Annotated in this window: 18 protein-coding genes and 1 pseudogene; 10 read left to right on the top strand and 9 right to left on the bottom strand. The window is 70.5% G+C overall.

Annotation, left to right across the window (positions count from 1 at the left end):
* Nucleotides 1-20 precede the first annotated feature (20 nt).
* A complete protein-coding gene (locus P1K89_RS23095) occupies nucleotides 21-848 on the bottom strand; it encodes an undecaprenyl-diphosphate phosphatase (RefSeq protein WP_284618874.1) in 828 nt (275 codons plus the stop codon).
* Between the two features lie 135 nt (nucleotides 849-983).
* Between P1K89_RS23095 and P1K89_RS23090 the strand changes: the two genes are divergently transcribed.
* The 3 genes from P1K89_RS23090 (at nucleotide 984) to P1K89_RS23080 (ending at nucleotide 3874) form a co-directional block, all read left to right on the top strand.
* Nucleotides 984-1694, top strand: a complete 711-nt coding sequence (locus P1K89_RS23090; protein ID WP_284618873.1) for a TetR/AcrR family transcriptional regulator — start codon at nucleotides 984-986, stop codon at nucleotides 1692-1694.
* 38 nt (nucleotides 1695-1732) lie between these two features.
* Nucleotides 1733-2386, top strand: coding sequence for a protein-L-isoaspartate O-methyltransferase family protein (locus P1K89_RS23085; protein WP_284618872.1), 654 nt, complete (start codon nucleotides 1733-1735; stop codon nucleotides 2384-2386).
* Between the two features lie 144 nt (nucleotides 2387-2530).
* Nucleotides 2531-3874: a TolC family outer membrane protein gene (locus P1K89_RS23080; protein ID WP_284618871.1), complete on the top strand. Its 1344-nt coding sequence runs from the start codon at nucleotides 2531-2533 to the stop codon at nucleotides 3872-3874.
* A gap of 51 nt (nucleotides 3875-3925) precedes the next feature.
* Here P1K89_RS23080 and P1K89_RS23075 read toward each other — a convergent pair whose 3' ends face one another.
* Nucleotides 3926-5257 (bottom strand): 3-deoxy-D-manno-octulosonic acid transferase, encoded by a 1332-nt coding sequence (locus P1K89_RS23075; protein ID WP_284618870.1) that lies wholly within the window; start codon nucleotides 5255-5257, stop codon nucleotides 3926-3928.
* 29 nt (nucleotides 5258-5286) lie between these two features.
* Complete coding sequence (locus P1K89_RS23070) at nucleotides 5287-6678, bottom strand: phosphomannomutase/phosphoglucomutase (protein WP_284618869.1); 1392 nt, start codon at nucleotides 6676-6678, stop codon at nucleotides 5287-5289.
* Nucleotides 6679-6811: 133 nt separating this feature from the next.
* On the opposite strand from P1K89_RS23070, the gene P1K89_RS23065 reads away from it, so the two are divergent.
* From P1K89_RS23065 to argG, 3 genes are all read left to right on the top strand, one after another.
* Nucleotides 6812-8269 carry an AlkA N-terminal domain-containing protein gene (locus P1K89_RS23065; protein ID WP_284618868.1) on the top strand — a complete coding sequence of 486 codons (1458 nt, stop codon included), beginning with the start codon at nucleotides 6812-6814 and terminating at the stop codon, nucleotides 8267-8269.
* Nucleotides 8270-8273: 4 nt separating this feature from the next.
* On the top strand, nucleotides 8274-8786 hold the full coding sequence (locus P1K89_RS23060) for a methylated-DNA--[protein]-cysteine S-methyltransferase (protein ID WP_284618867.1): 513 nt from the start codon (nucleotides 8274-8276) through the stop codon (nucleotides 8784-8786).
* 521 nt (nucleotides 8787-9307) lie between these two features.
* Nucleotides 9308-10654, top strand: a complete 1347-nt coding sequence (argG, locus tag P1K89_RS23055) for an argininosuccinate synthase (RefSeq protein WP_284618866.1) — start codon at nucleotides 9308-9310, stop codon at nucleotides 10652-10654.
* Here the strand turns inward: argG and P1K89_RS23050 are convergent, their stop codons facing one another.
* The 6 genes from P1K89_RS23050 to phaR form a co-directional block, all read right to left on the bottom strand.
* Entirely contained in the window at nucleotides 10655-11305 is a 651-nt protein-coding gene (locus tag P1K89_RS23050) for an ATPase (protein ID WP_284618865.1), read from the bottom strand.
* Nucleotides 11306-11323: 18 nt separating this feature from the next.
* Nucleotides 11324-11671 carry a type II toxin-antitoxin system Phd/YefM family antitoxin gene (locus P1K89_RS23045; RefSeq protein WP_284618864.1) on the bottom strand — a complete coding sequence of 116 codons (348 nt, stop codon included), beginning with the start codon at nucleotides 11669-11671 and terminating at the stop codon, nucleotides 11324-11326.
* A 131-nt stretch (nucleotides 11672-11802) separates the two neighbouring features.
* Complete coding sequence (locus tag P1K89_RS23040; protein WP_284618863.1) at nucleotides 11803-12720, bottom strand: GGDEF domain-containing protein; 918 nt, start codon at nucleotides 12718-12720, stop codon at nucleotides 11803-11805.
* Between the two features lie 43 nt (nucleotides 12721-12763).
* Nucleotides 12764-13927 carry a PLP-dependent transferase gene (locus P1K89_RS23035; RefSeq protein WP_284618862.1) on the bottom strand — a complete coding sequence of 388 codons (1164 nt, stop codon included), beginning with the start codon at nucleotides 13925-13927 and terminating at the stop codon, nucleotides 12764-12766.
* A 52-nt stretch (nucleotides 13928-13979) separates the two neighbouring features.
* Nucleotides 13980-15380, bottom strand: a complete 1401-nt coding sequence (gene rimO / locus P1K89_RS23030; RefSeq protein WP_284618861.1) for a 30S ribosomal protein S12 methylthiotransferase RimO — start codon at nucleotides 15378-15380, stop codon at nucleotides 13980-13982.
* Nucleotides 15381-15461: 81 nt separating this feature from the next.
* On the bottom strand, nucleotides 15462-16037 hold the full coding sequence (gene phaR / locus P1K89_RS23025; RefSeq protein ID WP_284618860.1) for a polyhydroxyalkanoate synthesis repressor PhaR: 576 nt from the start codon (nucleotides 16035-16037) through the stop codon (nucleotides 15462-15464).
* Between the two features lie 170 nt (nucleotides 16038-16207).
* Here phaR and P1K89_RS23020 point away from each other — a divergent pair.
* The 4 genes and pseudogenes from P1K89_RS23020 to P1K89_RS23005 all read left to right on the top strand — a co-directional run.
* Nucleotides 16208-16324, top strand: a pseudogene (locus P1K89_RS23020) (aldehyde dehydrogenase family protein); the annotation flags it as partial.
* The gene (locus P1K89_RS23015; protein WP_439898022.1) at nucleotides 16321-17115 is read left to right on the top strand and encodes an aldolase/citrate lyase family protein; all 795 of its coding nucleotides are present in this window, start codon (nucleotides 16321-16323) and stop codon (nucleotides 17113-17115) included. The pseudogene P1K89_RS23020 and the gene P1K89_RS23015, both read left to right, overlap by 4 nt.
* A gap of 17 nt (nucleotides 17116-17132) precedes the next feature.
* Nucleotides 17133-18197, top strand: a complete 1065-nt coding sequence (locus P1K89_RS23010) for a tartrate dehydrogenase (protein ID WP_284618858.1) — start codon at nucleotides 17133-17135, stop codon at nucleotides 18195-18197.
* Between the two features lie 70 nt (nucleotides 18198-18267).
* Nucleotides 18268-19905, top strand: coding sequence for a ShlB/FhaC/HecB family hemolysin secretion/activation protein (locus P1K89_RS23005; RefSeq protein ID WP_284618857.1), 1638 nt, complete (start codon nucleotides 18268-18270; stop codon nucleotides 19903-19905).
* Nucleotides 19906-19908 lie beyond the last annotated feature (3 nt).

Below are 19908 nucleotides of genomic sequence, written 5' to 3'. Positions count from 1 at the left end.
CGCCGGCGCGCGGCGGCGCGTCAGTCCGCCCAGTGCACCCAGCCGGCCCACCAGGTCAGCAGCACGATCGCGCCGAAGGCGATTCGGTACCAGGCGAAGGGCACGAAGGTGTGGCTGGAGATGTAGCGCAGCAGCCACCGCACGCAAGCCCAGGCCGACAGGAACGAGACGACGAAGCCGACCGCGAACATCGGCAGGTCGGTCATCGCCAGCGCGTGGCGCTCCTTGTAGAGGCTGTACAGGCCGGCGCCGATCAGCGTCGGGATGGCCAGGAAGAAGCTGAAGTCGGTGGCGGCCTTGCGCGACAGGCCGAGCAGCATGCCGCCGATGATGGTGGCGCCGGAGCGGCTGGTGCCCGGGATCATCGCCAGGCACTGGACCAGCCCCACCTTCAGCGCATCGAGCGGCCGCATGTGATCGGCTTCGGCCAGCCGCGGTGCCGCGGCCGCCGGACGGCGCTCGGCCCACAGGATGACGAAGCCGCCGAGGATGAAGGTGCTGGCGACCACCGGCGCATTGAACAGGTGCGTCTTGATCAGCTTGCCGAACAGCAGCCCCAGCACCACCGCCGGCAGGAAGCCGATCACGACGTTGGCGACGAGGTGGCGCGCCGCTTCGCTCTGCCCCAGTCCGGCCAGCGCGTCGCGCAGGCGCTGCCAGTAGACGATGATGACCGCGACGATCGCACCGGTCTGGATCGCGATGTCGAAGACCTTGGCCTTGGCATCGGCGAAGTCCAGCAGAGACCCGGCGAGGATCAGGTGGCCGGTGGACGAGATCGGCAGGAACTCGGTCAGCCCCTCGACCAGGCCCATGATCGCGGCCTTCAGCAGCAGAACGAGGTCCACCCGGCCCTCCCGGTAGTCGAAAGGCGCGGATGATACCGAGGGCCCGCGACTGATCCAGCGCAAGCGCAGCGGGATTCCCAGGTTGACCGCCCGGGGTCGGTCGAGCTATATTACTGACCAGTCAGTCAGTAATTCATGGACGCCAGCGACATCATCACCCGCCGTCGCCGCAAGGACGCGCGGCCCCAGGAGCTGCTCGATGCAGCGCTCGAGCTCTTCGTCGAGAAGGGCTTCGCCGCCACGAAGGCCGAAGAGGTGGCCACGCGCGCAGGCGTCTCCAAGGGCACGCTGTACCTCTACTACCCCAGCAAGGAAGACCTGCTGAAGGCGGCGATCGCGCAGAACCTGTCCGACCGCATTGCGGCCGGCGCCGCCGAAGCGGCGGCCTTTCCGGGCACGCCCGGCCAGTTGCTGCGCCACATCCTCGTGCGCTGGTGGACGCACGTGTACGAGAGCGCCGCCTCGGCAGTCTTCAAGCTCGTGATCACCGAGGTCCGCAACTTCCCGGACATTGCGCAGCACTACATCGCCGAAGTGGTCGAGCCGGCCGAGGCCCTGCTCGGCGGCATCATCCAGCGCGGCATCGACAGCGGCGAGTTCCGGCCAGTCGACATCGGCGTCGCGGTGCACTCGCTCGTGCTGCCGATGATCATGATCTGCCTGCACAAGCACTCGCTCGGCGCCTGCACGGCGCACCGGCACCAGATCGACGGCCCGGACTTCATCCGCCAGCACGTCGACCTCGTGCTCAACGGCCTGGCGAGGGAACCCGTGCCCGAGATGCCGCTGATGACGCTCAATGACAGCGGCGCCGGCGCACCCGCCATTGCGAAGGCCGCGAAATAGAATCGTCGTCTTTCGTCCCCGCACCCATCGCAAACGCCATGAACGTCGAACAGGCCCGCTTCAACATGATCGAGCAGCAGATCCGTCCGTGGGACGTGCTGGACGCCTCGGTGCTGCAGCTGCTGGCGACGCTCAAGCGCGAGGAATTCGTGCCCGCCGCCTACCGCGCGCTGGCCTTCGTCGACGCCGAGGTGCCGCTGCCCGAGGGCCAGTGCATGCTGGCGCCGAAGATCGAGGCGCGGCTGCTGCAGGAGGCGCACGTACAGCGCCACGAACGCGTGCTCGAGGTCGGTGCAGGGTCCGGCTTCATGGCCGCGCTGCTGGGCCACCGCGCGCAGTCGGTGGTGTCGCTCGAGATCCGGCCGGCGCTGGTGCAGCTGGCGCAGGACAACCTGCGCCGAGCGGCGATCAGCAACGTCAGCGTGCGCCAGGCCGACGGTGCACAGGGACTGGCGGCCGAGGCGCCGTTCGACGTGATCGTGCTGTCCGGCTCGGTGGCCCTGCTGCCGCAGGTGCTGCTGGACCAGCTGCGGATCGGCGGCCGCCTGATCGCGATCGTCGGCAGCGAGCCGGTGATGCAGGCGGTACGTGTCACGCGCGTGTCCGACGCCACGTTCCAGACCGTCGAGCTGTTCGACACCGTCGCACAGCGCCTGCAAGGCTTCGACGCGCCCACGCGCTTCACGTTCTGACCCCGCGCATGGCCTGCGCGGTCCGCCGTTCATGCCGTTCATCCCGCGCCGGGCGCAGCCCGTCGCATCGGCGTTGGCGGCCTGCCCGCCGCTGACCTACAAACGCGCCTCTTCCGAACAACACATTCCCTCCGAGGACTATCGATGCCCAGCCAGCTCCTGCGCCTTTCGCCCCCGCGCCTGCGGACCATCGTCCTGGCCCTCGGCATGCTGGCGGGCGCCGGCGCCCAGGCGCAGAGCCTGAAGGAGCTGTACGACGCGGCGCGCGGTTATGACGCCTCCTACCTGGCCGCCCGCGCGCTGGCCGAATCCGCCGAGTACAAGGCCGCTCAGGCCGAAGCGCTGCGACGCCCCTCGGTCGGTCTCGCGGGCAGTGCCTTCCACAACGAGATCGACCCGGTCACCGGCTCGACCTTCGGCGGCAATACGCAGAAGGTCGAGCTCAGCGCCAAGCATCCGTTGTTCAACCGCGCCAACAGCGCGACGATCGACCAGGCCTACCGCTCGCTGGAGATCGCCAAGGCCGACCTGGAGGTGGCGGAGCAGGACTTGATCGTGCGCGTCGCCCAGCAGTATTTCGACGTGCTGGCGGCGCAGGACGCGCTGGCCACCGCCCGCGCCAACCGCACCGGCATCAGCGAGCAGCTGGCATCGGCCAAGCGCAACTTCGAGGTCGGGACCGCGACGATCACCGACACCCGCGAAGCGCAGGCGCGCTTCGACATCGCCTCGGCACAGGAAATTGCCGCCGAGAACGACCTGCGCACCAAGCGCATCGCGCTGGACCAGTTGGTCGGGCGGCCGGGCGTGCAGCCCAAGCCGCTGGCCGTGCCGGTCGCGCTGCCGTCGGTGGGCACGAACGATCCCGACGAATGGGTGCTTCGCGCCGACGCGCAGCATCCGCAGGTGCGCAAGGCGCGCCTGGGCTACGACATCGCCAAGCTCGAGACCGAGAAGGCCCGTGCGGGCAACCTGCCGACCGTCGACCTGGTCGGCTCGGTCGCCAACACGCATGCCAACGGCCGTGCCGCAACCCTGGCCGGCAACAACGGTCGTTCCGGCTCGGCGTCGATCGGCCTGCAGCTGAACTACACGCTCTACGCCGGCAACTCGATCCAGAACCGCATCAAGGAAACGACGGTGCTGGAGGAGAAGTCGCGCAACGACCTCGAGAACGCGCGCCGCAGCGTCGCGCAGGCCACGCGCCAGGCCTTCTTCGGCGTGCAGTCGCTGCAGGCCCAGGCCAAGGCGCTGGAAGCCGCCGAGTCGTCGAGCAAGCTGGCGCTCGAGGCGACCCAGCTCGGCTATCGCGTCGGCGTGCGCGTGAACCTCGACGTGCTGAACGCACAGACGCAGCTCTTCACGACGCAGCGCGACCTGTCGAAAGCGCGCTACGACACCATCGTCAACAGCCTGAAGCTGCGCCAGGCCGCGGGCCAGCTGAACCCGTCGGACGTGCAGAACGTCGACACGCTGCTCGCGCGCTGACGCGATGAGGCCCGCCGCGTGCGGGCCGGCGTAGCGCTCGCCGCCTGAGGCTCAGCCGGCGGCCTTCGGCTCCGCGGACGTCAGCCGCAGCGCCGGCGTCAGCGGCTCGCCGGTGAGGCCCAGCACCTGCTGCGCCATCCACTGCGCGGCGCCGCGATGCGACGCGGCGAAGGCGAAGGCGCGCTCGACCCACTCGCGCCGCTGCGGGTCGGCGGCCAGCTTCAGCGCCGCGTCGACGCCGGCGGCCAGGTCCGCCACGCGCAGGGCGGCACCGGCGGCGATCGACAGCTCGGCCGCATGCGCGAAGTTGAAGGTATGCGGCCCCATGACCAGCGGGCAGCCGCAGGCCGCCGCCTCGATCAGGTTCTGTCCGCCCAGCGGCGCGAAGCTGCCGCCGAGCAGCGCGACGTCGGCGGCCGCGTAGTACAGCGGCATCTCGCCCAGACTGTCGCCGAGCCACACGTCGGCAGCGGCCGCGTCGGCCGGTGGCGTCTCGGCCCAGGCCGAGCGCCGCGCCAGGCCGAGCCCGGCCGCCTGCACCAGCGCCGCGACCTCGTCGAAGCGCTGCGGGTGGCGCGGCACGATGACCAGCAAGGGACGCGGCAGCGGAACCTCGCGCCAGAGGTCCAGCAGCGGCTGCTCTTCGCCCTCGCGCGTGACGGCCGCCAGCACGACCGGCCGCTCCAGCGCCTGGCGCCACTGCAGGCCCTGCGCCAGCAGCCGCGGCGCCGGCGTCATGTCGTACTTCAGGTTGCCGCCGACCAGCACCTGCGGCGCGCCGGCTGCGGCCAGCCGGCCGCCGTCGTCCGGCGTCTGCGCCAGCACCAGCGTCAGCCGGCGCGCGGCCGGATGCATCAGCGCCGCGAGCCGCCGGCCGCGGCGTGCGCTGCGCTCGGACAGGCGCGCATTGGCCAGCACCATCGGCACGTCGAAACGTTCGGCCTCGCGCATCAGGCTCGGCCACAGCTCGGTTTCCATCAGCACGCCGACGCTGGGCCGGAAGTGGCGCAGGAAGCGCCGCGCGGCGCCCGGCATGTCGTACGGTAGCCAGGCCTGCAGGTCGCCGTCGCGCAGCAGCGCGCGGCCGGCGTTGCGGCCGGTGGCCGTGCCATGCGTCAGCAGCAGGCGCAGTCCCGGCCGCTGCTCGCGCAGCGCTTCGATCAGCGGCATCGCGGCCCGGGTCTCGCCGAGCGACACCGCATGCAGCCACAGCGCGCCCGGTTCGACGCGCCCGCGGTACAGCCCGAGCCGCTCGCCCCAGGCGCGCCGGTACCACGGCTCGCGCGCACCGCGCCGCCACAGCCGCCACAGGTACAGCGGCAGGCCCAGCCGCAGCAGCAGCGCATAGAGCGCCCGGGCCAGCCGGTGCACGAGCGGCGTCATGCCGAGCGCCGGGCGCGCGGTGCCAGCGGTCAATGCGCCGCCGCGGCGACCTGCGCGTCGGGCTTCACCGCGCGCAGCGCGTTCATGAAGTCGTGCTCGATGCGGTTCAGCGCCTCGGGGGTGTGGCCCTCGAAGCGCAGCACCAGCACCGGCGTGGTGTTCGACGCGCGGACCAGCCCGAAGCCGTCGTCGTATTCGACCCGCAGGCCGTCGATCGTGATGATCTCCTTCGCGCCCGGGAACTTCGCGTTGGCCTTCAGCGCCTCGACGACCTTCGGCGGCTCGCCCTCGGCGCAGGGCACGTTGAGCTCCGGCGTATTGAAGGCGGTCGGCAGCGCGTTGAGCATCGCGCTCGGGTCGTCGGTGCGCGACAGGATCTCGAGCACGCGCGCCGCGGTGTACATCGCATCGTCGAAACCGTACCAGCGGTCCTTGATGAACACGTGGCCGCTCATTTCGCCGCCCAGCGGTGCGCCGATCTCGGCCAGCTTGGCCTTCATCAGCGAATGGCCGGTCTTGTACATCAGCGGCACGCCGCCGGCCTCGCGCACCATCGGCGCGACCCGCTGGCTGCACTTCACGTCGTAGAGGATGGTCGCGCCCGGGTGGCGCGACAGCACCTCCTTGGCCAGCAGCATCAGCTGGCGGTCCGGGAAGATGATGTGGCCCTCCTTCGTCACCAGCCCCAAGCGGTCGCCGTCGCCGTCGAAGGCCATGCCGAGCTCGGCATCGGTGGCGTGCACGACCTTGATCAGGTCGGCCAGGTTCTCCGGCTTGCTCGGGTCGGGATGGTGGTTCGGGAAGTCTCCATCGACGCGCGAATAGAGGTCGATCACCTCGCAGCCGAGCGCGCGCAGGATCTTCGGCGCCGACGCGCCCGGGATGCCGTTGCCCGAATCGACAACGATCTTCATCGGCCGCGCCAGCTTGCAGTCGCTGGTGATGCGGTGGCTGTACTCGGCGAAGATGTCCATCGTCGCGCTGCGGCCGCGGCCCTGCACGTAGTCCTCGGCTTCGATGCGGCGCTTCAGCGCCTGGATCGCTTCGCCGTAGATCGCCTGGCCGGCGAGCACCATCTTGAAGCCGTTGTAGTCCTTCGGGTTGTGGCTGCCGGTGACCTGGATGCCGCTGTGGCAGCCGTGCTTCGCGCGCGTGGCAGCGACGTAGTACAGCATCGGCGTCGTCACCGGACCGAGGTCGACCACATCGAGTCCGGTGGACTGCAGCCCGCGGATCAACGCGGCGACGAGCCCGGGCCCGGACAACCGGCCGTCGCGGCCGACGACGACGGCCTTTTCCCCGGCGGCGACCGCCTCGCTGCCGAAGGCGCGGCCGAGGTGCTCGGCGAAGGTCTCGTCGATGCCCTGCCCGACGATGCCGCGGATGTCGTAGGCCTTGAAGGCCGAGGCTTGTACCTGCATGGAAGGCGATCCCTGGATCTGGAGTGGGCGCGATTCTAAGGACGGGGCGCCCCCTCCCGGCGACCCCGCGCCTGCGGCAGGGACAGGTCCGAAAACGGCGAGTCCGATCGTGGCGGGCGCCTACCATCCCTGCATGACCCTGCAAGCCGACGCCGCCTACCGTGCGCTGACGACCCGCGATGCCCGCTTCGACGGCCGGCTCTTCGTCGGCGTGACGTCGACCGGCATCTACTGCCGCCCGGTGTGCCGGGTGCGCACGCCGCGGCGCGAGAACTGCCGCTTCTTCGCCAATGCCGCGCAGGCCGAGGCTGGCGGCTTCCGGCCCTGCCTGCGCTGCCGGCCGGAACTGGCGCCGGGCCTGAGCCTGACCGATTCGTCGCAGGTGCTCGCGCAGCAGGCGGCGCTGATGCTGGAAAACGCGGCGCACGAGGGCCGCGACCCGGCCTTGCCGGAGGTCGCCGCGCGCCTGGGCGTGACCGACCGCCACCTGCGCCGCATCTTCGCGACGGCCCACGGCGTGACGCCGATCGACTACCTGACGACGCAGCGCCTGCTGCTGGCCAAGCGGCTGCTGACCGACACGGCGCTGCCGGTGACGCAGGTGGCGCTGGCCAGCGGCTTCGGCAGCCTGCGGCGCTTCAATGCCGCCTTCGTCGAGCGCTACCGCCTCAGCCCGAGCGCGTTGCGGCGCGACGGCGGCGCGGCGGCCCCGGCCCCGGCGGCCTCCGCCGGGACGACGAGCCTGCGCCTGGCCTACCGGCCGCCGTACGACGTGCCGGGCGTCGTGACCTTCTTCGCCAACCGTGCGCTCGCCGGCGTCGAGGCGGTGGACGGCCTCGCGCTGCGGCGCACGCTGGCTGTCGAGCACCGCGGCGAGGGACTCGCCGGCTGGATCGAGGCCCGCTTCGAGCCGCTGCGGCACGAGGTCCGCTTGTCGCTGGCCCCGTCTCTGCTGCCGGCGCTGGGCACCGTCGTGCAGCGCGTCCGCCAGAGCCTGGACCTCGATGCCGATCCGGCGCAGATCGACCCGGTGCTCGCGCTGGTGCCGGGCGCGCAGCGCGAGGGCGTGCGCCTGCCCGGCGCGATCGACGGCTTCGAGAGCGCGGCGCGCGTGATCCTCGGCCAGCAGGTGACGGTGGCGGCGGCGCGCACGCTGACGCGGCGGCTCGTCGAGCGCTTCGGCGAACCGGTCGAGACGCCGTTCGCCGGCCTAGACCGTTTGTTCCCGTCGGCGCGCACCATCGCCACGGCCGACCCCGAGGTCATCGGCAAGCTCGGCATCGTGCGGCAGCGCGTGCGCGCGCTTCAGGCGCTGGCGCAGGCGATGGCCGAAGGCCGGCTGGCGCTGCATCGCGCGGCGCCGCTGCAGTCGACCCTCGAAGCGCTGCACGAACTGCCGGGCATCGGCGACTGGAGCGCGCAGCTGATCGCGATGCGCGCCCTCGCCTGGCCCGATGCCTGGCCGGCGACCGACATTGGCATCCTCAACGCGCTGGGCACGCGCGACGTGAAGCTGGCCGCGCAGCAGTCCGAGGCCTGGCGGCCCTGGCGGGCCTATGCGGTGATGAAGCTGTGGCTGAACCTGGAGTGAAGCGATGAAGATCCATGCGACGGCGCAGGCGCGGTTGGATACGCCGCTCGGCCCGATGACGGCCGCCGCCAGCGAGCAAGGGCTGGTCGGCCTGTGGTTCGACGGCCAGCGCCACCATCCCGGTCCGCTGGACGCACCGGTGAACGCCCGTCATGCGTGGCTGCGCGCCGCACAACGTGCACTGGACGCGTACTTCGCGGGTCAGGACGTCGATGGCCGGGAACTGCCCTTCGATCTGCAGGGCACCCCGTTCCAGCAGTCGGTGTGGCGCCAGCTGCTGCTGGTCGGGCGCGGCGAGACCTGCAGCTACTCGACGCTCGCGCAGCGCGCCGCCGCCGCGCATGCAGTACGCGCGGTCGGTGCCGCGGTCGGCCGCAATCCGGTGTCGATCCTGGTGCCCTGCCACCGCGTGCTGGGCGCCTCGGGCGCGCTGACCGGCTATGCCGGCGGGCTCGATCGCAAGCGGGCGCTGCTGGCCCTTGAGCGCAACCCGACTGCGCTGGCGATCGCGGAATGAACCGATGCGACGGGCTGCGAGCGGCTTGTTGGGGTGTGCCCGTTCTATGGCCGTTGCAGTCATGCATGCGGGCACCGAGCGCGCCAAGGCCACTGGGTGCCCGGCTCCGCTCATGTCCCCCGGGCCGTGCGCGGCTGATACGCCCCAGGCTGGATCCCGGCCGGCCCTCCTCCTTGACTTCGCTACGCCGGGCACCCAGCGCCCTTGGCTGTGGCGACACCGTGGCGTGCGCTCCCCTGCCAGGGCGGTGCGGATCAGGACGGCGGGGCGCTCTGTGGAGCGAAGTCAAGGAGGAGGGCCGGCCGAGCGCCACCCCGAGCGTCACAGCGCAGCCCGGCCCGGGGGACATGAGCGGAACAGAGCGCCCCGCTGGCCTGATCCTGTGCAGACATAGGCACACCACGTCGACCGTCCGCAACGGGGCCGCAAGCAGGCACTGCGGCTCTTGACCCGCCCGCGTCGGCAACGGTAGGCCGGCGATAATCCGCGGTTGCTTCTTGTCCACCGCGGAGATCCGAGCCTTGGCCGCCACCATCCTTCAGCAGCTTCCCGTCGGCGAACGTGTCGGCATCGCGTTTTCCGGGGGCCTCGACACCAGCGCCGCGGTGCACTGGATCCGCGCCAAGGGCGCCATTCCCTGCGCCTACACGGCCAACCTGGGCCAACCCGACGAGAGCGATTACGACGACATCCCGCGCAAGGCCAAAGCGTACGGCGCGGAGATCGCGCGACTCGTCGACTGCCGCCCGCAGCTGGTCGCCGAAGGCATCGCCGCGATCCAGTCCGGCGCCTTCCACATCTCCACCGGCGGCGCGACCTACTTCAACACCACGCCGCTGGGCCGCGCGGTGACCGGCACCGCGCTGGTGATCGCGATGCGCGACGACGGCGTCAACATCTGGGGCGACGGCAGCACCTACAAGGGCAACGACATCGAGCGCTTCTACCGCTACGGCCTGCTCGCCAACCCGGCGCTGCGCATCTACAAGCCGTGGCTGGACCAGCGCTTCATCGACGAGCTCGGCGGCCGCAAGGAGATGAGCGAATACCTCATCGCCAACGGCTTCGACTACAAGATGAGCGTCGAGAAGGCGTACTCGACCGACTCGAACATGCTGGGCGCGACGCACGAGGCCAAGGACCTCGAGTTCCTGAACAAGGGCATGTCGATCGTCAACCCGATCATGGGCGTCGCCTTCTGGCGCGAGGACGTGGCCGTCAAACCCGAGACCGTCAGCGTGCGCTTCGAGGAAGGCCAGCCGGTCGCGCTGAACGGCCTGACCTTCGCGAATGCGGTGGCGCTGTTCGAGGAAGCCAACCGCATCGGCGGCCGCCACGGCCTGGGCATGTGCGACCAGATCGAGAACCGCATCATCGAGGCCAAGAGCCGCGGCATCTACGAGGCCCCGGGCATGGCGCTGCTGCACATCGCCTACGAGCGCCTGGTCACCGGCATCCACAACGAGGACACGATCGAGCAGTACCGCATCAACGGCCGCCGCCTCGGCCGCCTGCTGTACCAGGGCCGCTGGTTCGACCCGCAATGCATGATGCTGCGCGAGACGGCGCAGCGCTGGGTGGCGCGCGCGATCACCGGCGAGGTGACGCTGGAGCTGCGACGCGGCAACGACTACACGATCGTCGACACGACGAGCCCGAACCTGACCTACGCGCCCGAGCGCCTGTCGATGGAGAAGGTGGAAGGTGCGTTCACACCGGCCGACCGCGTCGGCCAGCTGACGATGCGCAACCTCGACATCGCCGATACCCGCCAGAAGCTCGGCATCTACTCCAAGGTCGGCCTGCTCGGCTCGTCGTCCGACGGCAGCTTCCCGCTGCTGTCGTCGTCGCCCGGGTCCGACGAGTAATCAGGCCGGCGGCGCCAGCTCGAACGCCGCCTGCACGACCGGCCGCGCCCACGCCGGCGTCGCGCGCAGCACCGCCGCGTCGCCAGGCGCCGGGAAGCGCACGCGGCCGCCGACCATCTCGAGCACCAGTTGCGGATCGGGGATGTCCTCGCCCGGCGCGACATCGGTGCTGTTGTCGAAGACCTGCAGCCGCGCCAAGCTAGGCAGCAGTCGCACCAGGTTCGCGCGCGAGCTGAGCCAGCGCTCGCGGATCTTTGCCTCGGGGATGTCGTGCCCGCCCTGCGCGACGCGCTGGCGCACCCGCTGCAAGTGCTGCTCCAGCGAGCCGAGGCCGCAGTACAGCATCACGACATTGTGGCTGCGCGCCGCGCGCTCGAGCATCTCGGGGATCGTGGTGGCGCCGAGCGTGGTCTCGAACGCGTGGTTCAGGCCGCGGGCAATCGCGCCCTCGAGCCGGTCGCGGCCGAACGCCCAGGCGCGCGCGTTGGCCTCCTCGATGTCCAGCCCGTGCGAAGCGACCAGCGTGCGCGCGAAGGTGTCGGGATTGAACCAGGTCAGTCCGTGCTCGGCGAGCAGCGCGCCGCCCAGCGAACTCTTGCCGGCGCCATTGACGCCGGCGAGCACCAGGATGAAGGGCCGCCCGCCGGGCACGCGTCGGACGTGCAGGGGTCAGAAGGTGGCGCCGGCCTTCGGTCGCCGGGTCAGCTGTCCACGCGCGTCGAGCAGCGCATCGAGCTGCTGCGGCGCGGCCGCATCCTGCAGCGTCGCCAGCCGGGCTTCGAAACGCTGCGCCAGCTCGTCCAGCTGCGTCTGCTTCTGCGCCTTCAGCGCCTGCAGGTCGCGCGTGACCTGCTCATAGGTGGCCGCCGGCAGCAGCACCATCTCGACGTTGGCATGGTGGGTGATCGCCACGCTGCCGCTCTGCCGCACCAGGCGCACCACGTCGCCCCAGCGGTTCTTGACCTGCGTGGCGTTCTGGCGCGGCAGGTCGTCCAGGGACCGAAGTTCGATCGTCATCGTCGCCACCACCAGCGCAAGTGCAGAAGAGGCGATTGTAAGAGGCTGTCGCGAATTTTGGCCAGAATGGCCATATTGACCGCATCAGCGGCGCGCAACGGTGTGCGCGTGGCTGCTGCAGGTCGGCAGCGTCAGCAGCTGAGGCGGTTGCGGCCGCCGCGCTTCGCGCGGTAGAGCGCATGGTCGGCGGCATCCAGCAGTTCGCGCGACTCCTGCATCTCGTCGCTCAGCTGGGCGACGCCGAGCGAGACGGTCTGCTTGTGCGTCACCGTGCGCTTGCCGAGCGGGGTCTGGAAGGACAGCACGAAGGCGTGTGCCTCGATCGCCGCGCGCATGCGCTCGGCCAGCTCGGTGGCCGCCTGCAGCGGCGTGTTCGGCAGCACGACGACGAATTCCTCGCCGCCCAGCCGGCCCAGCAGGTCGTCCTTGCGCACGACGGTCTTCACCACCGCGGCGCTCTCCTTGAGCACCTGGTCGCCCGCCGAGTGGCCGTAGTTGTCGTTGACACTCTTGAAGTAGTCGAGGTCGTAGTAGACGAGCGACAGCGGCCGGTTGGTCAGCTTCGCGAGCCGGAACTCGCCCTTCAGGAAATCGACGAGGTACTGGCGGTTGAAGATGTCGGTGCCGGCATCGACCGTCGCCATGCGGTAGATGCGGTCGTGCAGCAGCACGTCGAGGTTTTCCTGCTCGTAGTACTTCAGGAACACCTTGCCCAGCCGGATCAGGTCGCCGTCCTTCAGCGGGCGCGGCGCTTCCAGGCGCACATCGTTGACGTAGGTGCCGTTCGACGAACCGAGGTCGCTGATCAGCATCGCGCCCGCCACCACCTCCAGCTCGGCATGGCGGCGGCTGACGCTGGGATGGTCGATGAACACGCCGACATCGGCCAGCCGCCCGATCACCGTCGCCAGGCCATCGAGCACGAAGCGCTTGCCGGTCTCGGTGCCGCTGTAGACGATCAGGCACGAGCGCCGCTGCTGCGACGGCGCGACGTTCATCACCAGCGAGTGGTCGCCGGTCTTCATGATGACGGTGGTCTCGGAACCCATCGTGCGTCGTGTGGTGGAAGGCGTCCGGTGCGAAGGAAACTGATCAGTCCAGCTGGCGCAGCGCCTGCGCCAGGTCGGCCTGCAGGTCCGCGACGGCTTCGAGCCCGACCGAGAAGCGCACCAGGGTGCCCTGGCGCGCCGCGTCGGCGCCGCGGATCAGGCCGAGATCGTAGGGCACGACGAGGCTGACGGGGCCCGCCCAGGAGTAACCGATGCGAAAGAGCCGCAGCGCGTCGACGAAGGCATCGATGCGCTCCGCCGGCAGCACGGGGTCGAACAGCACCGAGAACAGCCCGGCCGCGGCGCTGCAGGTGGAACGCCAGTGCGCATGGCCCGGCGAACCTTCGAAGGCCGGATGCAGGAGTTGCTTCACCGCCGGCTGCTGCTGCAGGAAGGCGGCCAGCGTGCGCGCCGCCGCGTCCTGCGCGTGGTAGCGCAGCGCGATCGTCGGCAGCGAGCGCAGAACCATTTCCGCATCGTTCGCCGCCACGCCGATGCCCAGCCGCATGTGCGCTTGAAGGATGCGCTGGTGCAGCGCCTCGTCCCGGCTCGTGACCGAGCCCATCAACACGTCGGCGCCGCCGGACGGGTATTTCGTCAGCGCCTGCATCACCAGATCGACGCCCAGCTCGAACGGCCGGAACGCGAGGCCGGCGCCCCAGGTGTTGTCCAGCGCCGTCAGCACGCCGCGCGCCTTCGCCGCGGCGACCAGGCCACGCAGGTCCGGGAACTCCATCGTCACCGAGCCCGGGGCCTCCAGCCACACCAGCTTCGTGCGCTCGCTGATCGCGGCGGCCAGCGACGACGCGTCCAGCGGGTCGTACAGCCGGTGCGTGATGCCCCAGTCGGCCAGCAGCGTGCGCGCCATCTCGCGCGACGGGCCGTAGACATTGGCGGGCAGCAGCAGCTCGTCGCCCTGCTTCAGCAGCGCGATGTTGGTCATCACGATGGCGCCCAGGCCGCTGGGCGCCAGCGCGCAGAAGCGGCCGCCTTCGAGCGCGGCGATGCGCTCTTCCAGCGTGAAGGTGGTCGGCGTGCCGTGAAGCCCGTACGTATAGCCCTGCTTGCTCTTCCAGCTGCGCGCGCGCATCGCCGCGGTGTTCGGGAAGGTCACCGTCGACGCCTTGTGCACCGCCGGCATCACGGCGCCGAAGCCCGCGGGCGGTTCGTACGGATGGTGAACCAGGCCGGTGATCAGGTCTTGCATAGCAGCCATGTTACGCAGCATCGGGAGGCCGGGGAGCCCCGGGCGGAATCGTTCACACCGGCATGCCGATCAGGTCGTGGCCCTCGGTGGCGACGATGCGGGCGCGGGTGAATTCGCCCACCTTCAGGGTCTTCGACGCCTTCTCCGGCGGCAGCAGGCGCACCGTTCCGTCGATCTCCGGCGCGTCGGCATAACTGCGGCCGACGCCGCCCTTGCGGCCCATCGCCGGCGCGCGGTCGACCAGCACCTGCATCGTCGCACCGACGCGGCGCTTCAGGCGTTCGATCGACACGGCTTCGGCCACCGCCATGAAGCGCGCGCGGCGCTCCTCGCGCAGTTCGGCCGGCACCGGGTCGGGCAGCGCGTTGGCCGCCGCGCCATCGACCGGCGAATAGGCGAAGCAGCCGGCGCGGTCGATCTGGGCCTCGCGCACGAAGTCGAGCAGGGTCTGGAACTCCTGTTCCGTCTCGCCGGGGAAGCCGGCGATGAAGGTCGAGCGGATCACCAGCTCCGGGCAGGCCTCGCGCCACTTCAGCAGGCGCTCGAGATTGCGCTCGCCGCTGGCCGGGCGCTTCATGCGCTTGAGCACGTCGGGGTGCGCATGCTGGAACGGCACGTCCAGGTAAGGCAGCACATGGCCAGCGGCCATCAGCGGCAGCACCTCGTCGACATGCGGGTACGGGTAGACGTAGTGCAGCCGCACCCACGCGCCGTGCGCCGCGGCCAGCTCGCCCAGCTGCTGGCACAGCTCGACCATGCGGGTCTTGACCGGCTTGCCGTCGAAGAAGCCGGTGCGGTACTTGACGTCGACGCCGTAGGCGCTGGTGTCCTGGCTGACGACCAGCAGCTCCTTGACGCCGGACTCGAACAGCGCGCGCGCTTCCTTCAGCACGTCGCCGATCGGCCGCGACACCAGGTCGCCGCGCATGCTCGGGATGATGCAGAAGGTGCAGCGGTGGTTGCAGCCTTCGCTGATCTTGAGGTAGGCGTAGTGCTTGGGCGTGAGCTTGATGCCGGCGGCCGGAATGAGGTCGACGAACGGATCGTGCGGCTTCGGCACGTGCAGGTGCACGGCGTCCATCACTTCCTGCGTCGCATGCGGCCCGGTGACGGCGAGCACCTTGGGGTGCACGCTCCTGACCATGTTGCCGCCATCGGCCGCGGCGCGTGCGCCCAGGCAGCCGGTGACGATCACCTTGCCGTTCTCGGCCAGGGCCTCGCCGATGGTGTCCAGGCTCTCCTTGACGGCATCGTCGATGAAGCCGCAGGTATTGACGATCACCAGGTCGGCGCCGGCGAAGGACTTGCTGGTCTCGTAGCCCTCGGCGGAGAGCTGGGTCAGGATCAGTTCGGAATCGGTGAGCGCCTTCGGACAGCCGAGGGAGACGAATCCGACCTTGGGCGGCTTGGCTGCACCGGCCAGCGCCGCGGTCGTGGGGGAGAGGTCTTGCATAGGCCGCGATTGTCTCGCGACCAGGCCGCCGCCGGTGCGCCGGCGGGAATTCGGCGCCGCGGGTTCAGCGCCGCGCGCGGATCAGCGCTTCGGCCCGCCCGGGAAGCCCGGCAGGCCCGGGAAGGCCTTCATCTGCTCCTGCATCTGCTCGAACAGGCTCTTGCTCTGCTCGAGGTAGTTGCCCATCAGCCCCTGCATCATCGGCGCCTGGCCGGTGATGAACTGGGCCCAGGCCTCGGGCGTGAAGTTCTTGCCTTCGTACAGGCCCTTGGTCTGCTCGGCGAAGCGGCCCTGCATGTCGACGAAGGATTGCAGGTTCTTCTCCAGCATCGTGCCCATCAGGCCCTGCATCGCGTGGCCGTAGAAGCGGATGATCTGCGCCAGCATCTGCGTGCTGAACATCGGCACGCCGCCGGTTTCTTCCTCGAGGATGATCTGCAGCAGGATGCTGCGCGTGAGGTCGTCGCCGGTCTTGGCATCGCGCACCTCGAAGGTCTCGCCGTCGAGCACCATGCGCTTGACATCCGCCAAGGTGATGTAGCTGCTGGTGCGGGTGTCGTAGAGGCGACGGTTCGGGTACTTCTTCAGGACACGTGATCCGCTGGGCGCGGCCGCGGCGGCGCCACTGTCGTCGGCACCGCGTCGATGGGCTGGCATCGAGGGGAACTCCTTGCAGGCAATGAAAAAGATTCTAAGGAGCCCCGCCGGGGCGCCCGGCAGGGGCTTACCCGCCCAATTGCCTAGGCAGGCCTAGATCGGTTCCTGAGCGGGGGGCGCCCTCGCACGGGGCCGCCGCGCGCAGACACCCCATCAGCTGCTGCGTTCCGGCGTCGGCGGGGCCGTTTGGCGGGGTGAAGGAATCAGGCTATGGTCGCGAGGGCTCGCGCCACGGGCTCGACGACCCCATGCACTCGAAACAGCTCTGCGAAGGATGCCTCGCGTGACGACGAATGTTTTCAAGGCCGCGCTCGCGCGCGGCGAGCGCCAGATCGGCCTGTGGCTGTCGCTGGCCGATGCCTACCCGGCCGAGGTCTGCGCCAGCGCCGGCTTCCAGTGGCTGCTGATCGACGGCGAGCACGCGCCGAACGACGTGCGCAGCACGCTCGCGCAGCTGCAGGCCGTCGCCGGCTACCCCGGCGTGCAGCCGGTGGTGCGCGCGGTCACCGGCGACACCGCGCTGATCAAGCAACTGCTGGACATCGGCGCGCAGAACCTGCTGGTGCCGATGGTCGACACCGCCGAGCAGGCCGCCGCGCTGGTTGCCGCCACGCGCTACCCGCCGCGCGGTATCCGCGGCGTCGGCGCCGGCGGCGCGCGCGCCTCGCGCTGGGGCGCGCGGCGGGACTACACCGACGTCGCCGACGACGAGGTCTGCCTGATCGTGCAGGCCGAGACGGTGACCTCGCTGAAGAACCTGGAGGCCATCTGCGCCGTCGACGGCGTGCATGGCGTGTTCATCGGCCCGTCCGACCTCGCGGCGTCGATGGGCCACCGCGGCAACCCGGGCCATCCGGACGTGCAGGCGGCGATCGAGGGCGCGGTGAAGACCATCGTCGCCAGCGGCAAGGCGGCCGGCACGATGTCGATCGATGCCGCGCAGTGCCGGCGCTACCTGGACTACGGCGCGCAGTTCGTCGCGGTCGGCATCGACATCACGTTGCTCGCGCAGGGCGCGCGCAAGCTGGCCGGCGACTTCGGCCTTGCGGCGGACAGCCGCGGCCCGTCGGCCTACTGAACTCCACAGGACACACGATGAGCACCCCGTTCAAGATCGCCGCCATCGCCGGCGACGGCATCGGCAAGGAAGTGATGCCCGAGGGCCTGCGCGTGCTCGAGGCCGCCGCGCGCCGCTTCGACATCCCGCTGGCCATCAAGCCCATCGACTGGGCCAGCTGCGACTACTACCAGGCCCACGGCCAGATGATGCCGGACGACTGGAAGGCGCAGCTGTCGGGCATGGACGCGATCTACTTCGGCGCCGTCGGCTGGCCGGCCACGGTGCCGGACCACGTCTCGCTGTGGGGATCGCTCTTGAAGTTCCGCCGCGAGTTCGATCAGTACATCAACCTGCGGCCCGCGCGCCTGTTCGACGGCGTGCCCTGCCCCCTGGCGAACCGAAAGCCCGGCGACATCGATTTCATGATCGTGCGCGAGAACACCGAGGGCGAGTACACCAACCTCGGCGGCGTGATGTACGAGGGCACCGAGCGCGAGCTGGTGATCCAGGAATCGGTGTTCAGCCGCCACGGTGCCGACCGGGTGCTGAAGTACGCCTTCGAGCTGGCGCAGTCGCGCCCGCGCAAGCAACTGACGGTGGCGACGAAGTCCAACGGCATCGCGATCAGCATGCCGTGGTGGGACAAGCGGGCCGACGCGGTCGGCGCCGGGTATCCCGCCGTCAAGGTCGACAAGCAGCACATCGACATCCTGACCGCGCGCTTCGTGCTGCAGCCGCAGCGCTTCGACGTCGTCGTCGCGACCAACCTGTTCGGCGACATCCTGTCGGACCTGGGGCCCGCCTGCACCGGCACGATCGGCCTGGCGCCGTCGGCCAACCTGAACCCCGAGCGCCGGTTCCCGTCGCTGTTCGAGCCGGTGCACGGCTCGGCGCCGGACATCTACGGCAGGAACATCGCGAACCCGGTGGCGATGATCTGGTCGGGCGCGCTGATGCTCGACTTCCTCGGCCGGCGCGACGCCCACGACGCGATCGTGAAGGCCATCGAACGTGTGCTGGTCGAGGGGCCGCGCACGGCCGACCTGGGCGGCCAGGCCTCGACCACGGACATGGGTCGGGCCATCGCCGCATTGGTCTAAGGTCACATCGCGGCCGGGCCGGAGCACGCCGGCGCGACGCCACAATCGCCGGGACTCATCGCCCGGCGCCGTGCCCCACGATTTCGCTCCCTCCGCCCTCGCGCGCGGCATCGCCGCGCTCGTGTCGCTGCTGGCCTTGCTGCCCGTCAAGCCGGCTCTTGCCCAGGCCTTGCCCGAGCCCGAACGCCTGGCGCTGCCGCCGGTGCGCGACGAGGCGGCCGTCGGGCCGGTCGAGGCCATCACCTTCGACGGCGCGACCGTTCTGACCGACGACGAACTGCAGGCGATCGCCCGTCCGTGGCTGCGCCGCCCGCTGACGGCGGCCGACCTCGAGGAACTGCGGCTGGCGGTCACGCGGCGCCTCGTCGAGCGCGGCTACGTCAACTCCGGCGCGCTGATCCCCGATGGCGCCTGGCGCGACGGGCGCCTGCGGCTGGTGATCGTCGAAGGCCGCCTGACCGGCGTGCAGGTCAAGGGCCAGGGCCGGCTGCGCGAGGGCTACATCGCCGAGCGCCTCGGTGCCGGCAGCGGCGATCCGTTCAACGTCCAGGCGCTGCAGGACCGCTTCCAGCGCCTGCTCGCCGATCCGCTGATCGCGCGCATGAATGCGCGCATCGTGCCCGGCGCCGCGCTGGGTGAAGCGACGCTGGACGTCGACGTCACGCGCGCGCAGCCCTACAAGCTGGCGCTGCTGGCCAACAACCACCGCACACCCTCGGTCGGCGAGGCCGGCGGCGGCCTCACCGGCACGGTGTGGAACCTGAGCGGCCTCGGCGACGCGCTGGACGCGACCGTGATCGGCAGCGAAGGCTCCGAGCGCCTGAACATCGGCTGGAGCGTGCCGCTGCCCGCGATCGGCCCGTTCGTCGGCACCGTGTTCACCCTGCGCCACGACCGCGGCGATACCAGCGTGGTCGAGGAGCCGATCGCGAGCATCGACATCGTCAGCCGCGTCAAGAGCCTCGACATCGGCCTCGGCCATGCGCTGATCGACACGCTCGCGCAGCGCGTCGCGCTCGGCCTCACCTGGTCGCAGCGCGAAAGCCGCACCACGCTGCTCGGGGAGCCGTTCTCGTTCACGCCGGGCGAACCCGACGGCCTGTCGCGCCTGCATGCCTGGCGCTTCATGCAGGAGTTCGTGCAGCGCGACGCCACGCAGACGCTGGCGCTGCGCTCGACCTTCAGCTGGGGCCGCAACAACATCATGGACGGGCTCGATCCCGCGCTGGCCGCGCCTTCGAAGCGTTATGCCTTCTGGCTAGGCCAGGCCCAGTTCGCGCGCCGCCTCGCCGACGTGCCGGGCGCCCAGTTGGTGCTGAAGGCCAGCCTGCAGAAGAGTCGCGACCGCCTGCTGCCGCTGGAGCGGCTGGCGGTCGGCGGTGTCGCGACGGTGCGCGGCTACCGCGAGAACCAGCTGGTGCGCGACGAAGGCATCACCGCGTCGGTCGAGCTGCACTGGCCGCTGCTCGACGCGGCCGAATCCGATCGGCGGGTCACGCTGATTCCCTTCGTCGATGCGGGGCGCGCGCGCAACCGCGGCGAGGCATCGGACGACCTCGGCTCGATCGGCCTGGCGCTGGACGCCCGCTTCGGCCCGCTGGGCGTCGAACTGGCCGCGGCGAAGCGCCTGAAGACGCCGGCCGTCGCGACGCGCGGCGCGCTGCAGGACCGCGGCGTGCACCTGCAGCTGCGCTACGAGCTGTTCTGAGGA

Origin of the sequence: Aquabacterium humicola, assembly GCF_030167915.1 — a bacterium.
Lineage (GTDB): Bacteria > Pseudomonadota > Gammaproteobacteria > Burkholderiales > Burkholderiaceae_C > Pseudaquabacterium > Pseudaquabacterium humicola.
The sequence above is the reverse complement of the archived record's forward strand: the minus strand, read 5'-3'. Positions and strand labels throughout refer to the sequence as shown.

Excerpts from the sequence above, each read along its gene's own strand:
- P1K89_RS23040 (WP_284618863.1), bottom strand. The coding sequence starts at position 12,720 with ATGGGTTCCGAGACCACCGTCATCATGAAGACCGGCGACCACTCGCTG.
- P1K89_RS23045 (WP_284618864.1), bottom strand. The coding sequence starts at position 11,671 with ATGACGATCGAACTTCGGTCCCTGGACGACCTGCCGCGCCAGAACGCC.
- P1K89_RS23085 (WP_284618872.1), top strand. The coding sequence starts at position 1,733 with ATGAACGTCGAACAGGCCCGCTTCAACATGATCGAGCAGCAGATCCGT.
- P1K89_RS23035 (WP_284618862.1), bottom strand. The coding sequence starts at position 13,927 with ATGCAAGACCTGATCACCGGCCTGGTTCACCATCCGTACGAACCGCCC.
- P1K89_RS23060 (WP_284618867.1), top strand. The coding sequence starts at position 8,274 with ATGAAGATCCATGCGACGGCGCAGGCGCGGTTGGATACGCCGCTCGGC.
- P1K89_RS23080 (WP_284618871.1), top strand. The coding sequence starts at position 2,531 with ATGCCCAGCCAGCTCCTGCGCCTTTCGCCCCCGCGCCTGCGGACCATC.
- P1K89_RS23010 (WP_284618858.1), top strand. The coding sequence starts at position 17,133 with ATGAGCACCCCGTTCAAGATCGCCGCCATCGCCGGCGACGGCATCGGC.
- P1K89_RS23070 (WP_284618869.1), bottom strand. The coding sequence starts at position 6,678 with ATGCAGGTACAAGCCTCGGCCTTCAAGGCCTACGACATCCGCGGCATC.
- P1K89_RS23075 (WP_284618870.1), bottom strand. The coding sequence starts at position 5,257 with ATGACGCCGCTCGTGCACCGGCTGGCCCGGGCGCTCTATGCGCTGCTG.
- rimO (WP_284618861.1), bottom strand. The coding sequence starts at position 15,380 with ATGCAAGACCTCTCCCCCACGACCGCGGCGCTGGCCGGTGCAGCCAAG.
- P1K89_RS23065 (WP_284618868.1), top strand. The coding sequence starts at position 6,812 with ATGACCCTGCAAGCCGACGCCGCCTACCGTGCGCTGACGACCCGCGAT.
- P1K89_RS23090 (WP_284618873.1), top strand. The coding sequence starts at position 984 with ATGGACGCCAGCGACATCATCACCCGCCGTCGCCGCAAGGACGCGCGG.
- phaR (WP_284618860.1), bottom strand. The coding sequence starts at position 16,037 with ATGCCAGCCCATCGACGCGGTGCCGACGACAGTGGCGCCGCCGCGGCC.